At 37.1% G+C, this 15389-nt stretch carries 14 protein-coding genes; 11 read left to right on the forward strand and 3 right to left on the reverse strand.

What is annotated here, in order from left to right; all coding sequences use genetic code 11:
- Positions 1-39 precede the first annotated feature (39 nt).
- The 6 genes from rpsA to GQR56_RS10005 all read left to right on the forward strand — a co-directional run bounded on the left by rpsA (position 40) and on the right by GQR56_RS10005 (position 4727).
- Positions 40-1707, forward strand: a complete 1668-nt coding sequence (rpsA, locus tag GQR56_RS09980) for a 30S ribosomal protein S1 (protein ID WP_008171719.1) — start codon at positions 40-42, stop codon at positions 1705-1707.
- A gap of 67 nt (positions 1708-1774) precedes the next feature.
- The gene (ihfB, locus tag GQR56_RS09985) at positions 1775-2062 is read left to right on the forward strand and encodes an integration host factor subunit beta (protein WP_024612801.1); all 288 of its coding nucleotides are present in this window, start codon (positions 1775-1777) and stop codon (positions 2060-2062) included.
- A gap of 25 nt (positions 2063-2087) precedes the next feature.
- Entirely contained in the window at positions 2088-2369 is a 282-nt protein-coding gene (locus GQR56_RS09990) for a LapA family protein (protein WP_024612800.1), read from the forward strand.
- Between the two features lie 2 nt (positions 2370-2371).
- Positions 2372-3508 (forward strand): lipopolysaccharide assembly protein LapB, encoded by a 1137-nt coding sequence (gene lapB, locus GQR56_RS09995; RefSeq protein ID WP_166110916.1) that lies wholly within the window; start codon positions 2372-2374, stop codon positions 3506-3508.
- 43 nt (positions 3509-3551) lie between these two features.
- Positions 3552-4256 carry an orotidine-5'-phosphate decarboxylase gene (pyrF, locus tag GQR56_RS10000; RefSeq protein ID WP_024612799.1) on the forward strand — a complete coding sequence of 235 codons (705 nt, stop codon included), beginning with the start codon at positions 3552-3554 and terminating at the stop codon, positions 4254-4256.
- Positions 4257-4352: 96 nt separating this feature from the next.
- Complete coding sequence (locus GQR56_RS10005) at positions 4353-4727, forward strand: hypothetical protein (protein WP_024612798.1); 375 nt, start codon at positions 4353-4355, stop codon at positions 4725-4727.
- 38 nt (positions 4728-4765) lie between these two features.
- Here the strand turns inward: GQR56_RS10005 and GQR56_RS10010 are convergent, their stop codons facing one another.
- Positions 4766-5599: a S1-like domain-containing RNA-binding protein gene (locus GQR56_RS10010; protein WP_024612797.1), complete on the reverse strand. Its 834-nt coding sequence runs from the start codon at positions 5597-5599 to the stop codon at positions 4766-4768.
- 2 nt (positions 5600-5601) lie between these two features.
- Positions 5602-6924, reverse strand: a complete 1323-nt coding sequence (locus tag GQR56_RS10015; protein WP_024612796.1) for a DEAD/DEAH box helicase — start codon at positions 6922-6924, stop codon at positions 5602-5604.
- Between the two features lie 209 nt (positions 6925-7133).
- On the opposite strand from GQR56_RS10015, the gene GQR56_RS10020 reads away from it, so the two are divergent.
- From GQR56_RS10020 to GQR56_RS10030, 3 genes are all read left to right on the forward strand, one after another.
- Positions 7134-8141, forward strand: coding sequence for a rhodanese-related sulfurtransferase (locus GQR56_RS10020; RefSeq protein ID WP_166110919.1), 1008 nt, complete (start codon positions 7134-7136; stop codon positions 8139-8141).
- 150 nt (positions 8142-8291) lie between these two features.
- Entirely contained in the window at positions 8292-10187 is a 1896-nt protein-coding gene (locus GQR56_RS10025; protein WP_024612794.1) for a putative nucleotidyltransferase substrate binding domain-containing protein, read from the forward strand.
- 3 nt (positions 10188-10190) lie between these two features.
- A complete protein-coding gene (locus GQR56_RS10030) occupies positions 10191-10901 on the forward strand; it encodes a 3'-5' exonuclease (RefSeq protein ID WP_024612793.1) in 711 nt (236 codons plus the stop codon).
- Between the two features lie 171 nt (positions 10902-11072).
- Here GQR56_RS10030 and GQR56_RS10035 read toward each other — a convergent pair whose 3' ends face one another.
- Positions 11073-12653: a BCCT family transporter gene (locus GQR56_RS10035; protein ID WP_166110922.1), complete on the reverse strand. Its 1581-nt coding sequence runs from the start codon at positions 12651-12653 to the stop codon at positions 11073-11075.
- 461 nt (positions 12654-13114) lie between these two features.
- Here GQR56_RS10035 and egtB point away from each other — a divergent pair, with 461 nt between their 5' ends.
- Positions 13115-14410: an ergothioneine biosynthesis protein EgtB gene (gene egtB / locus GQR56_RS10040; RefSeq protein ID WP_166110925.1), complete on the forward strand. Its 1296-nt coding sequence runs from the start codon at positions 13115-13117 to the stop codon at positions 14408-14410.
- Entirely contained in the window at positions 14407-15381 is a 975-nt protein-coding gene (egtD, locus tag GQR56_RS10045) for an L-histidine N(alpha)-methyltransferase (protein ID WP_166110928.1), read from the forward strand. The genes egtB and egtD overlap by 4 nt, the downstream gene beginning before the upstream one ends.
- Positions 15382-15389 lie beyond the last annotated feature (8 nt).

The following is a 15389-nucleotide window of genomic DNA, read 5'->3' on the forward strand; positions in this document are numbered from 1 at the left end:
GGTTGCTTATTGGTATTAATAGATGAGACGTATATTCGTATGTCAGAAAATTTTGCGCAGTTATTTGAAGAAAGCTTAAAGGGTTTTGAAGCAGAGCAAGGCTCTATCGTTAAAGGTACAGTAATCTCAATCGAGAATAACATTGTACTTGTAGATGCTGGTCTTAAATCAGAAAGTGCTATCCCTGCTGAGCAGTTCAAAAATGCTGCTGGTGAACTTGAAGTTGCTGTTGGCGACGAAGTAGATGTTGCACTAGATGCAATTGAAGACGGTTTCGGTGAAACTATCCTTTCTCGTGAGAAAGCGAAGCGTCACGAAGCGTGGATCCGTCTTGAGAAAGCATGTGAAGAGCAAGAAACTGTTACTGGTGTTATCAACGGTAAAGTTAAAGGCGGTTTCACAGTTGAAGTTGATTCAATCCGTGCTTTCCTACCTGGTTCACTTGTTGATGTTCGTCCAGTACGTGACACAACTCACCTTGAAGGCAAAGAGCTTGAATTTAAAGTAATTAAGCTTGATCAAAAACGTAACAACGTTGTTGTTTCACGTCGTGCAGTTATCGAATCTGAAAACTCACAAGAACGTGAAGAGCTTCTTGCTAACCTTGTTGAAGGTCAAGAAGTTAAAGGTATCGTTAAGAACCTTACTGACTACGGTGCATTCGTTGACCTTGGTGGTGTTGATGGTCTACTACACATTACAGATATGGCTTGGAAGCGTGTTAAGCACCCTTCAGAGATCGTTAATGTTGGTGACGAAATCGCAGTTAAAGTTCTTAAATTCGACAAAGATAAAACTCGTGTATCTCTAGGCCTTAAACAGCTTGGTGAAGATCCATGGGCAGCTATCGCTGGTCGTTACCCAGAAGGTTCTAAACTTTCTGGTCGTGTTACTAATCTTACAGATTACGGCTGTTTCGTGGAAATCGAAGAAGGCGTTGAAGGTTTAGTACACGTTTCTGAAATGGATTGGACTAACAAGAACATCCATCCTTCAAAAGTTGTTAGCTTAGGCGACACTGTTGAAGTTATGGTTCTTGAGATTGACGAAGAACGTCGTCGTATTTCTCTTGGTCTTAAGCAATGTATTGCTAATCCTTGGCAGGAATTTGCTCGTCTACAGAACAAAGGCGATCAAGTTACTGGTAAGATCAAATCAATCACTGACTTCGGTATCTTTATCGGTCTTGACGGTGGAATTGATGGTCTTGTACACCTTTCAGACATTTCTTGGAATACACCTGGCGAAGAAGCTGTACGTGAATTCAAGAAAGGCGACGAAATCACTGCTATCGTATTGCAAGTTGACCCAGAGCGCGAACGTATCTCTCTAGGTGTTAAGCAAATCGAAGCTGACCCATTCAATAACTACCTTGATGCAAACAAAAAAGGTGCTATTGTTAAGGGGAAAGTGACTGAAGTTGATGCTAAAGGCGCAACTGTTGAACTTATCGAAGGCGTTGAAGGTTACATCCGTGTAGCTGATATCGCTCAAGAGCGCGTTGAAGATGCAACTACTGTTGTTTCTGTTGGCGACGAAATCGAAGTTAAATATGTTGGCGTTGATCGCAAAAACCGCACTTTAAGCCTATCTGTTAAAGCTCTTTTCGAAGCAGAAGAGAAAGAAGTAATAGAGAAGCTTAAGAAAGAAGAGCCAGTGTTTGAAAACGCAATGGCAGCTGCTTTCGCAAATGCACAAAAAGACTAATATATAATTAGTTTTTAGTTGGAAGGGCATTTTTTGCCCTTCCTATATCTCTTTTTAAGGAAACGCTATGACTAAGTCAGAACTGATAGAAACACTTGCGGAACAACACTCACACGTTCCAGTGAAAGATGTTGAGGATGCAGTAAAAGAAATTCTTGAACAAATGGCCGGCTCATTATCTACTTCAGATCGTATTGAGATCAGAGGTTTTGGTAGTTTCTCTTTGCATTTCCGCGCTCCTCGCACAGGTCGTAATCCTAAGACTGGCGATACAGTTGAGCTTGACGGAAAGCATGTACCTCATTTTAAACCAGGCAAAGAATTACGTGACCGCGTAAACGAAAGTATTGCCTAGTTAACTAACTTATTGGAGTAGTTACTTGTTTAAGGTATTAAAAATTATTCTGGTTGCGCTATGCCTTATTAGCGCATTTGTATTGGGTTCTCAAAATCCGCAATTAGTACAAATAAATTATATTATTGCCAGTAATACTTTACCTTTAGCTGTAATAATAAGTATTTGCTTTTTGTTAGGTGTTGTAATTGGATGTTTTATTAGCTTTAAATTGTTCTCGCAACTAAAATGGCAAAATTACCGCTTAAAAAAGCAATTAGCGCCAGAAAAAGACAAAAAAAAGCTTGCTGCTAATAAAGACACCTAACTATGATTGAGCTTTTGTTTTTACTATTACCTATAGCAGCTGGTTATGGCTGGATTATGGGTAAAAACAGTGCTAAAAACCAAGCTCATCAGCTTAACCGTCAGATCACTTCTGAGTATAGTAAAGGCTTAAAGTTTTTACTTGATAGAGAAGAAGATCAAGGTTTAGAGCATTTAATTAATTTACTTGAAGTCTCAGCTGATTCTGTTGAGCATTATTCTACACTTGCCACTATGTTCCGCCGTCGAGGTGAACTAGATCGCGCAATAAAAATCCATGAACTCCTTTTAAAACATCCAAGCTTAAATGAGCAACAAGCCGCAACAAGCCGTTTAGAACTTGCCGAAGATTATATTATGGCGGGCTTACTTGATAGCGCAGAAGAGCATTTAGTTTGGTTGGTAAAAGCAGGGCATGTTGAAGCACTTGATCCTATTATTACATTGTATTCGCAAACTCGTGACTGGGAAAAAGGCATCAATATGTTTGAAGCCCATAGCGAATTATTCTCTAAAGAACAACAGTTTAAAGCAATTGCCAATTTTTACTGTGAGTCAGCTATTAGCGATAATGATCCGCCCCTCATGAGAAAAGCGATTAGCTTAAACTATAAAGCTATTCGTCCGCTTTATGAGTTGGGCTTAGTTGCTTATACAAAAGAAGATTACGTTAAAGCAATTTATTATTGGCGAGAATTAGTTTGCCAATTTACTTTATTTGCTCCGTTATTTATTGATGAACTTTCGCATAGCTATAAACAATTAAATTTGACGCATCAATTTCATGATTTATTAAGTGACTTGTTAGAAAAAGGTGGTGTGTTAATAAAAATAAAACATTGCCAAGCATTGCTTGAACAGGGTCACACAAAACAAGCTTTTGAATTTTTAACCGACAGTTTAAAACGCCAACCTACTATAAGAGGATTCAGTTTTTTATTGCAGTTAATGGGTGATCAAAATAAAAATAACAAAGAAGTTCTCGATCAAATAGATCATTTAGTTACATCGTATATTGCGACCAAGCCTGACTTTCAATGTCAGCATTGTGGTTTTACTAGTTACACCATTTATTGGAATTGCCCATCTTGTAAACATTGGGAAACCATTGTTCCAAGCAGAGGCTTAGACGGATTTTAATAACCCCATATTAATAACTTTACTGCCATTCATTAGGATAGTTATGTCTTTCGAACACTCAAAAAAAATTCTTATTGCTTTAGATTACGACGATCAACAAACAGCTTTACGCTTTGTTAAGCAACTCTCTCCAGACACATGCCGACTTAAAGTAGGCAAAGAAATGTTTACCTATTTCGGTCCAGCTTTTGTTAAAGAATTAATTGATTTAGGCTTTGATGTCTTCTTAGATTTAAAATTTCATGATATTCCAAACACGGTAGCTAAAGCTGTTACTGCAGCAGCTAAAATGGGTGTATGGATGGTAAATGTACACGCTAGTGGCGGTTTTGAGATGATGAATAAAGCTAAGTTAGCCCTAGAAGAATTCGGCGACGAAGCACCATTACTTATTGCAGTGACTGTTTTAACAAGTATGGATGAAAAAGAATTAAAACGTTTAGGTGTCGAAAAAACACCTCAAGAACAAGTTCTCTATTTAGCTAAACTAGCAAAAGAAGCTGGGCTCGACGGAGTTGTATGTTCAGCACAGGAGGCTGAAATACTTAAAGCACAATTAGGGAAAAGTTTTAAGCTTATAACACCAGGTATTCGACCAGAAGGCAGTGATGCGGGCGATCAAAAACGAATTATGACACCCAAACAAGCTATAGACGCGGGCAGTGATTATTTAGTTATTGGACGTCCGATTACACAATCGGATAATCCAGTTAAAGTGTTGAATGATGTTAATAAATCTATAGGTTAGTTTAACAAAAAGCAGCAATATAGTGCTAAAACCCTTACTTAATGTAGTTATTATGTTACATTAATAAAATAAAATAAAATGCAGTAGGGGTTTGTTTTGAAGTTATTTTTTAGCTCTGTAGTTCTTATTATTGCGGGTTTCTCAGTAAACAAGTATGTTTTTTCTAATAAGGCATATGATGGTGTTACAGTCGTAACGGATATGATATCGGCTTATCCAGTCGATATGTTCGATTTTAAACACACAATGCAAAACTATGCACATCACTTATGTTACAAAAACGAAGAAACCTTAAGCTTTCAACATATAAGCGTGGATGAATGTTTATCTAAGCTTGATGCAACAAAGATAGAATGTGAAAGGAAAATTTTTCGTTTAGCACCGCTAAACTTAGAGTCAGAAATAGAAGTTCTTGATTATTCAAGGCAATATACGCAATGTACATTACCTTATAAATATATTCTAGGTTAGTAACAAACTTTTATAATAAGTAAAATCGATCACTCAAATTAAGATTTTAAGCGAATGGATTTCGCTTCAATATCTATTAATTCTTGTTTAAATAACCCACCAATTGCTTTTTTATAATTAGCTTTACTGGTTGAAAACATCTTTTTTATTGCTTCAGGATCAGACTTATCACCTAGTGGTATTACACCACCTTCATTTTTAAGCTTTTGCATAATAGTTTCACCAAGGTCACTTACTTTACCCATGCCTGGTTTTTCAAGTACTACGTCAATCTTACCGTCATCACGTACTTTTTGAATGAAACCTTTGAGCTTTTGCCCTACAAATAAGCTTTTAAATACCATATTGTAAAATACAACGCCAAAGTGCGATTCTTCAATTAACACTTTATAACCAATATCAGTTTTACCCGCTACAATTATGTCTACTTCTTGTAAGTGAGTATATTCTGGCTCATCTTTTGACAAAAAGCGGTTAAAGTTGTTCGAAGCACAAATACGTTGGCTTGCATTATCAAGGTACAAGCGTACTAAATAAGAGTGACCTTCTTGCATGCGTGGCTTTTGTTCGTTAAAAGGAGCAAGAACGTCTTTCTCTAAACCCCAATCTAAAAATGCACCAATACTATTTATTTCTTTAACACGAAGTAGGGCGTATTCACCAACTTGTGCATGTGGTTTTTTAATCGTAGCTGTAGCTAAATTAGCATTATCTAAATATATAAATACACTAATGCTATCGCCAGCTTCTAGCTCATGTTTTATTTCTTGTTTTGGTAAAAAAACCTCGCCTAAATCATGGCCATCAAGGTAAGCACCTTCATTGCTCACTTCTTTTACAAATAAGGTTTGTGTTGTTCCAAGGTAACTCATAATTATTCCTGCTCAGGCTTTTTTTTACGGCGCATAGGTGTGTCACCATCTATGTTCATAGGTGCTTTAATTGGGGCAGATGGCTTTTTAGGCTTTGCTTTACGTTTAAATAATGGCTTTTTAACAGCAACTATTTTTTCTTTTTTAAAGGTAGATTCAGGTTTTTTCTCTTTAATCCCTTTAAATTTAGCTTTTAAACCATCAATACTCGCAAAATTTAATTCGTCATTTAAGAATGCTTTTATCGCTAAATAACTAGCCCAATCTTTAGGACCAACAAGTGAGAGTGCATTACCTTTAAAACCAGCACGACCGGTTCTGCCTATTCGGTGAACATATTCTTCGGCGTGTTTAGGTAAATCAAAGTTAATAACGTGCGTTACGCTTAATAAATCTAAGCCACGTGATGCTACATCTGTTGTTATTAATATTTTAAAGTTTTCGCGACTAAACGAGTCCATAATATCGAGACGTTTATTTTGCGTAAGGTCACCCGCAAGCGCTACAGACTTAAATCCTTTAGCGTTAAGGGCTTCACTTAAGCGACTCGTATCTGCTCGTGTTGCAGTAAATATAATACATTGACCTACGTTATCTTGATTCAAAAAGTGTTCAAGTAATGCTTCTTTATGATCAAGGTGGTCTGCTAAATATAAAGTTTGTTTAATATCGCTATGTTGCTCGTTTGCGGCACTTAATGTAATTTGTTTTGGTTTTTTTAATAAATTACGTGACAGAGCGTCAACTTGAGCATGGTCAAGTGTGGCTGAAAACAATAACGTTTGGCGCAAACGGTGATTAGCTTGCTCGTTAATCATTTTTAGTTGTTCGGTGAAACCTAAATCTAAAATACGGTCGGCTTCATCAAAAATAAGTAACTCTAAACCACTTAGTTGTAGTGAGCGTTTTGTAATATGATCGGCTAAACGACCCGGTGTAGCAACTACAAACTGTGGGTCATTTCTTAATGCTTTTATTTGATCGTTAAAGTTTTCCCCGCCTAATATTTTTACAGCCTTAATATTTGTGCCTGCAATTAATAAACGAAGTTGTGTAAATACTTGCGTAGCAAGCTCACGAGTAGGAGCAACAATAAGTACACGGGGATCGCGTTTACTGAGTGCTTTTTGTTTCATAACCCGTTGAACAGCGGGTAATAAAAACGCCAAGGTTTTGCCCGACCCAGTTTTAGACTGAGCGAAAATATCATACCCTGCAAGTGCTGTAGGCACCGCATGAGCTTGAATGTCGGTGGGCTGGGTGATCCCTTGATGTGCTAGTTGTGTTTCAAGGCGTGTATCAATCCCAAGATCAGTAAACTGCAATGTGTGTTTCTCCAAAATGAGCAAATTAAGTCTATAAATTTATCAGCGCATTATAGCTTACACAGGTAGGTCGCTAACAGTAAAATGCAAATTATAGGGCTATTTTTTGCATTTAATCTTAAAAAGCGTAAAATACGCGCCCCATATGCGCCGGATTTACGATTCGGTAAATGCCAATTGTGGCAACTAAAAGCAAAATAGGAAATAAGATGACAGCTGTTAATAAAAATGATGTAACAAAGGATCACTTTGTTGTGTGCGCAATGTATAAGTTTGTAGCTTTACCTGAGTATGAAGTACTCAGAAAACCGTTACTAGAACTAATGGAAGCGAACGAAGTTCGTGGCACTTTACTTATTGCTGCTGAAGGTATTAACGGTACTGTTTCGGCAAAGCGTGAAGGCATAGATAACCTCCTAACATGGTTAGGGAAACAACCAAATTTGAATAACATTGTAAGCAAAGAGTCTTATGATGATGAATGTCCGTTCTATCGTACAAAAGTAAAGCTTAAAAATGAAATAGTAACAATGGGTGTCGAAGGAATAGATCCACTTAAAGTAGTCGGTAGTTATGTTAAGCCTAATGAGTGGAATGCGTTAATATCAGACCCTGACGTTATACTTATTGATACTCGGAATGATTACGAGATAGAAATTGGTACTTTTCAAAACGCAGTCGATCCAAACACTAAAACATTTCGTGAGTTTCCTCAGTGGGCAAAAGAAAACTTAGACCCTGAAAAACATAAAAAAGTGGCTATGTTTTGTACTGGCGGTATTCGCTGTGAAAAATCAACTGCGTATATGAAAGAGCAGGGCTTTGATGAGGTATATCATCTTGAAGGTGGTATTTTAAAATACCTAGAAGAAGTACCAAAAGAAGAAACAATGTGGGAAGGCGAATGTTTTGTATTTGATAATCGTGTAGCGGTTGATCACGACTTACAAAAAGGCTCTTATGATCAATGTCACGCCTGTCGCATGCCAATTACAGAAGAAGAAAAATTAAAGCCTGAATACATGGAAGGTGTATCTTGTCATCATTGCATTGAAGAAGTAACTGATGAACAGCGCGAACGCTTTGCAGAGCGACAAAAACAGATTGAGCTCGCGCAAGCGCGTGGTGAAGGCCACATTGGTAGCGAAGCACAGGCAGTTTTACAACAACGTAAAGACGCTAAAAAAGCACATAAAGAAGCTCAGCGCGGAAAATAATACATCACATCAAGTGTGATTATAGAAGAGCCTTTATAGGCTCTTTTTTTTGTATTTAAAATAGTACGTTAATTGTTTTAACCTCTAATTGATAATGTTAATCTGCAAACAATAACCAGTGATTTTAAAGCACTACGCAGGAAGGCATTTATGCAAGCCGAACAAGTTGAAATAGCGCAATTTTTAGCACAACACCCACCTTTTGATGATTTGCCAAATAAAGCACTTAACGAATTGGCACAGCAGGTCGAAGTTACCTATTTTAGAGCGCAAACCGAAATTTTGCACTTTGGTAAAGATATTGCTGATTTGTACGTGGTTAGGAGTGGTTCGGTCGAAATGTATCGTCGAAATGGAGAGCTTTATAATCGCTTATCTGTTGGTGGTATTTTTGGACAAATGGGATTGTTAATGAACCGCAAAGTTCGTTTCCCTGCAACGGCTCTTGAAGATTCATTAGTGTATTGTATTAATGTGGAATTATTTAATCGTTATTGCGATGAGTTTGATGCGTTTGCTGACTACTTCGAAACCGATGGTAATGTGCGCCTACATCAAGCAATTGTAGAACAAGCCGACAGTAATGACTTAACAACTGCAAAAGTAAAATCGCTTATCCACCGTGATGTAGTGACCGTAAATACAACTTCAACGATTCAAGATATAGCTAAACTAATGACAGAAGAAGCTGTTTCATCTGTATTAGTTACTGATATAAATAAACCCATTAACGACGATCCAGAGGAAGATGATGGACAAGTTGTTGGTATAATTACCGATCGAGATTTACGCTCAAAGGTAGTTGCCCAAGGGCTCGCTTTTGATACTCAAGCACAAGACATTATGTCTACAAATTTAGTGCTTTTAGATGCTAACTCTTACGTATTCGAAGCCGTACTTGCTATGTTAAGAGATAATTTGCATCATTTGCCAGTTGTACAAAAGCGACGTCCTATTGGCGTTATATCGCTTTCTGATATTTTACGTTATGAGTCACAAAGTAGTCTTTTACTTGTACGGGGTATTCTTGCTCAGCAATCAATAGAAGACCTAGCGCATTATGCTCGCCAATTACCCAATGTATTTGTTCGTATGGTTAATGAAGACGCAAATTCACATATGATTGGCACCGCTATGGCCGTTATAGGGCGTACATTTAAGCAACGTCTTTTAGGTTTAGCCGAGGATAAATTTGGTCCAGCACCTGTGCCTTATTGTTTTATAGCATTAGGGTCAATGGCGCGCGATGAGCAATTAATCGTAACGGATCAAGATAACGCGCTTATTTTAGATGATAGTTACGATGATGAAAAACATAACGAGTATTTTCAAAATATTTCAGACTTTGTTTGTGATGGTCTAGCGCAGTGCGGTTACACCTACTGTGATGGAGAAATAATGGCGTCGTTTAAAAAATGGCGTAAAACGCGTTCAGAATGGTTTGACCAATTTGCAGGTTGGATGGCTCAGCCTAAACCTCAAGCTTTACTCAATAGCTCAATATTTTTTGATTTAGATGGCGTTTGGGGCAAAACAAAATGGGCTGATGAGCTTAAAATATTTATAGCTAAACAAAGTAAAATTAACCGCTTATTTTTAGCTAATATGGCATCTAATGCACGAAATAGAACACCACCGCTTGGCTTTTTTAAAGGCTTTGTAATGGAGCATAATGGTCAACATAAGCATTCTATGAACTTAAAGCGAAGAGGGACTGCACCGCTCTCTGACGTTATCCGAGTGCATGCACTTGCGGTTGGTTCACGTAAACAAAATTCGTTCGAACGATTAGAAGATATTATTGAAGCGAATCTGTTACCTGAAGGTAAAGCACAAGACTTACGAGATGCGCTTGAATATATTGCAATGATGAGAATTCGTCATCAAGCATGGCAAATAGAAAAAGGCGAAGAGCCTGATAATAATCTAGATCCACGCCAGCTTTCACCTTTTGAACAACGTAATTTGAAAGAGGCATTTGCAATACTCGAAAAAGCACAAAGCTATTTAAAATTTAGTTATTCTGCTAACTCAGGTGTTAAATAGGCTATGGTTTTTAAAAAAAGTGCGGTTATAGATTGGTCAACTCGCTATGAACAGCTAATAAATAGTACTGAAAATAAAGTGTTAAAAAACTTTTACTCGTCAGCATTTAATCAACCCTTAGCTGCAATTAAGGATGTTCCTTTTGTTGCAATGGATTTTGAAACTACGGGCTTAAATAGTAAAAACGACGACATAGTCAGTGTTGGTTTAGTGCCGTTTAATTTTCAACGTATTTACTGTAAACACAGCAGACACTGGGTTGTTCAACCACGTCGAAATTTGCATGAAGAATCTATTGTAATACATGGAATAACACACTCAGAAGTTGACGATGCACCTGATTTTAATAGAATTATTGAGCCGTTACTTCAGGCTTTAAGTGGGAAAGTCGTTGTTGTGCATTACGCTGCAATAGAGCGTCAATTTTTAAATAATGCATTATTATTAAGGCTTAAAGAAGGTATTGAGTTTGCACTTGTTGATACTATGGATATCGAGCGAAAAGCGTTAGAAGCAAGGCAGGGTTTATTAGGTAAGCTATTTAATACAAACCTTGGCTCACTTAGATTAACGCACTGTCGTGAGCGTTATTCATTACCAGCCTATAAAAATCATAATGCTTTAACAGATGCGTTAGCAACGGCTGAATTATTACAAGCGCAGTTAAGCCATCATTACAAATTAGAAACACCCATATCAGAGTTGTGGGAATAGTACCAATCAGTATAAGTATTTGAACAATTTAGCGAATTAAATCACTCTATAACGTCGTTAAATAACCCCATATTTAAGCAAGTTGGTATAACTGACTTTTATTAATAAGTAATAATTTAAATAAAAAAAACGCCGCAAAATTTGCGGCGTTTTTGTAACTTATAGTCAGTATTATTTATTTAGACGGGGTTCTGTTCTTAATCCTAAAATTAAGCTAACACACATAAATAACAACACAATTGTAAATGGTAAGCCGGTTGATACTGCACCCGCTTGTAGTGCTTCAATTGCTTGTGTGCCACCAATCCAAAGTAAAGCAGCTGCAATAGCACCTTCAATAGATGCCCAAAATATACGTTGTGGTATAGGTGCATCTATTTTACCGCCAGCAGTAATTGAATCAATTACCAATGAGCCAGAGTCAGATGAAGTAATAAAAAACACCAATACTAAAATAACAGCAATTACCGATAAAATGTTCGACATAGGTAGTTCATCAAGCATTTGGAACATAGCCATAGGTACATCGGTTAGACCATTAGTACCAAGCGCGCCAACGCCTTGTACAACCTGATCAATAGCAATACCGCCATAAATCGACATCCATAGCACAGTCACTAATGTAGGAATAAGTAATACCGCAATTAAGAACTCACGAATAGTACGACCGCGTGATACTCGTGCTATAAACATACCTACAAACGGTGACCAAGAAATCCACCAAGCCCAGTAAAACACAGTCCAGCCATGCATCCATGTTTCGTCTTCACGACCATGTGGGTTACTTAACGGGATGATATTTTCTACATAACCCATAAAGGTAGTAGGAATGTTTCCCACAGCAACAGCAAAACCAACTAAACAAACAAATATAAGTAGTGCAAAAGCAATAAGCATATTCACGTTACTGAGTAATTTAACACCGCCATCAATACCACGAACAACCGAGATAATAGCGAGCATTGTTACACCAACAATAACTAAAATTTGTGAGCCAATTCCGCCCTCAAGACCAAATACATGGTTAATACCCGCAGATGCTTGTTGTGCTCCTAAACCTAAAGAAGTCGCAAGACCAAACAACGTGGCAAGTACAGCTAAAATATCGATGATGTGACCAGGCCAGCCCCATGCTTTATCGCCTAATATTGGATAAAATATTGAGCGAATAGAAAGAGGTAAACCTTTGTTGTAAGTAAAAAATGATAAAGATAAGCCAACTACAGCATAAATAGCCCAAGGGTGCAGACCCCAATGGAACATTGTAGCGCCCATTGCTAGTTTTGCAGCCTCTGGTGTATTAGGTGTTACGTTCAGTGGTGTTTCGTACCAGCCAGTAAAGTAAGCAACTGGTTCAGCAACACCCCAAAACATTAAGCCTATACCCATGCCTGCGGCAAATAACATAGCAAGCCATGATACGCGAGAATATGAAGGCTTAGCATCATCGCCACCTAAGCGAATTTTACCGTAAGGAGAAACTATAAGTGCTAAACAAAAAATAACGAAGAAGTTAGCAGCCCACATAAATAGGGCATCAAAATTATTAATAATATCGAGTTTTACACCATCAAGTGCAGATTTTGCAGTTTGTGGATCTGTAACGAGAATGGCGACTAAAAAAATGACAATCAGGCCCGCACTAATTCCAAAAACAGGATTATGTATATCAAACCCCCATTTTTGCACATTGTCTTGACCTACGGTGTAGTCCGTATTGTCAATACTATACTTGTCATGATTTTCGCTCATGCAATACCTCTTTTGTTGTCCTAACAAGCCGGTTTACAACCGGGTTCTATCTAATTACATTAATCTTTAAATACAAAGTAAGAATAGATGCTTAATTTTATTTGAAGACTAACTAATTTGAAGCGTGATCATACAGCTACTAGTGTATGAGTTAAATATTAAATGTAAATGATTTTGTACTTAAAACGCTGATATTATAGCCATACTTACGATTTTTTTACTTTACAAAAATAAAAATCAAATTCAGCGAGCATTAAAATTTAGTTTGTTACTTAAAGTAATGGCTACTGTATTAATGTGAAATTAGATCAGTTTTTTATAAATATTTTTTAAATATGTATATTAAGCATCCTGATTTACACGTTAATAAAAACCTTTAATCAGATTGTAATATGAATATGATTTAACACTACAGTAAGCTATATTTTAACTAAGAATAGACAAAGGACTAAAGTATTACTATGAATTCTCACATTAAAAAAAATTATAATGAGCATGAACTCGCTTATTACTTTAAGTCTGTTCGCAGCCAAAGTATGGCTATCGTAAAAGAGTTATCAGCCGAGGATTGCCAATTGCAAGCAATGCCAGATGCTAGCCCAAGTAAGTGGCACCTTGCCCATACAACGTGGTTTTTTGAAACATTTTTACTAACAGCGCATTGCACTCAATACACTTTATTTAACCCAAAATTTAAAGTGTTATTTAATTCTTATTACAACGGTATTGGCGAGCAGTTTACGCGCTCTAATAGAGGCAGTTTATCTAGACCAAATCTAGATGATGTAATTGCATATAGAGAGTATGCTGATAACGCCGTTATTGAATTATTGCAGTCAGACACCAGCGAAACACTTAAGCAAATAATTACACTTGGACTTAATCATGAGCAACAACATCAAGAACTCATGCTTATGGATATTAAATATAACTTTTCGGTTAATCCGCTTTTCCCAACATACGAGTCAGAAAAACCACTCAAATTAACTGATAAGCCTTGTGTAAAGCCAATCAATTTTGTCGATTTTGAACAAGCAATAATTAATATTGGTACAGATATGGGGACCAATATTAATTTCAAAAGCGAGACTGAATTTGCTTACGATAACGAACAACCTAAACACCAAGTGTTAATACACCCATTTAGTTTTGCTAATCGGTTAGTGACTAATGCAGAATATTTAGCATTTATAAACAGCGGTGCTTATAACAACCCTCAGTATTGGTTAAGTGACGGTTGGGCAAATATTCAAACTAATAATTTGAGCCATCCTTTATATTGGCACTGTATAAATGACGAATGGTTTGAATTTACACATTATGGATTACAGCCGCTTAATTTAAATGCACCGGTTTGCCATGTTAGTTACTTTGAGGCAAGTGCGTATGCAAATTTTGCGAATGCAAGATTACCCACCGAATTTGAATGGGAATATGCAGCCCAAAATAGCAACGTTGAGAGTGCAGTACATAATCAGCTTATGCCAACTCCCCATAAAGGGTTAAGCGAGATAGCGCAATTGGCAGATTCATGCTGGCAATGGACAAACAGCGCATACTTACCATACCCTGGTTTTAGACCAATAGAAGGTGTAGCGGGTGAGTACAATGGCAAATTTATGACTAATCAAATGATATTACGTGGCGGATGTGTATTTACCCCTCAAAATCATTTACGTAATACGTACAGAAACTTTTATTATCCGCATCAGGCGTGGATGTGTAGTGGAATAAGACTGGCGAAGGATAAAATATGAGTCAAGTAACAGCAATAAAACAAACTAATATAACCGACACTGAATTTTTAAATGACGTTATAGACGGATTAACTCAACAACAAAAAACGCTTCCGTGTAAATATTTTTATGATGACAAAGGCGCTGCGTTGTTTGAACAAATAACAACCCTGCAAGAGTATTATGTAACACGCACTGAGCTTTCTATTTTAGAGGCATATTCACAAGCAATTGCACAAATGCTCCCTGAAAACCTCTCTATTATTGAACCAGGTTGTGGCTCCGGTAAAAAAGTAGCGTATTTATTAGCGCATATGGCAAACGTAAAAACGTTTGTCCCATTCGAAATATCTGAAGAAATGCTAAGTTATTCATTAGCACATTTATCACCGTTGTTTCCTGAGCTCGCCATTTCACCTTTATTAGGTGACTTTACACATAGCCAAATGGTTAAGCAGTTAACTAAAGATACTGCTTTAGACAGCCAAACTAACTTGGTGTATTTTCCAGGCTCTACACTTGGTAACTTTTCACCTGTTAAAGCCATCGAAATAATGAGTAACTTTCACCGGTTATGTGGTGTAAATGGTTATGTGTTAATAGGGATTGATTTAGTAAAAGAGCGCCAAGTATTACTTGATGCTTACGATGATAAAGCTGGCGTAACCGAAGCATTTAATAAAAATTTACTTGAGAGAATTAATAATGAGTTAAATGCAAATTTTGATTTAACTCAATTTGGGCATCAATCACGTTTTAACGAAGTACATAGCAAAATAGAAATGCACTTAGTTAGCATGTGCGACCAATCAGTTACTATTAACGCTCAGCAAATAGACTTTAAAAAAGGTGAGAGTATTCATACTGAAAACTCACATAAGTATACCGTAGAGTCGTTCACAGAGCTTGCTGGGCAAGCAGGGCTTACATTACAAAATACTTGGCAAGATGATCAAGGTTATTTTGCCTTGTGCTTATTAAGACCCGCATAAGGCTTCAT

It is taken from the genome of Pseudoalteromonas sp. Z9A5, from assembly GCF_011378875.1.
Lineage (GTDB): Bacteria > Pseudomonadota > Gammaproteobacteria > Enterobacterales > Alteromonadaceae > Pseudoalteromonas.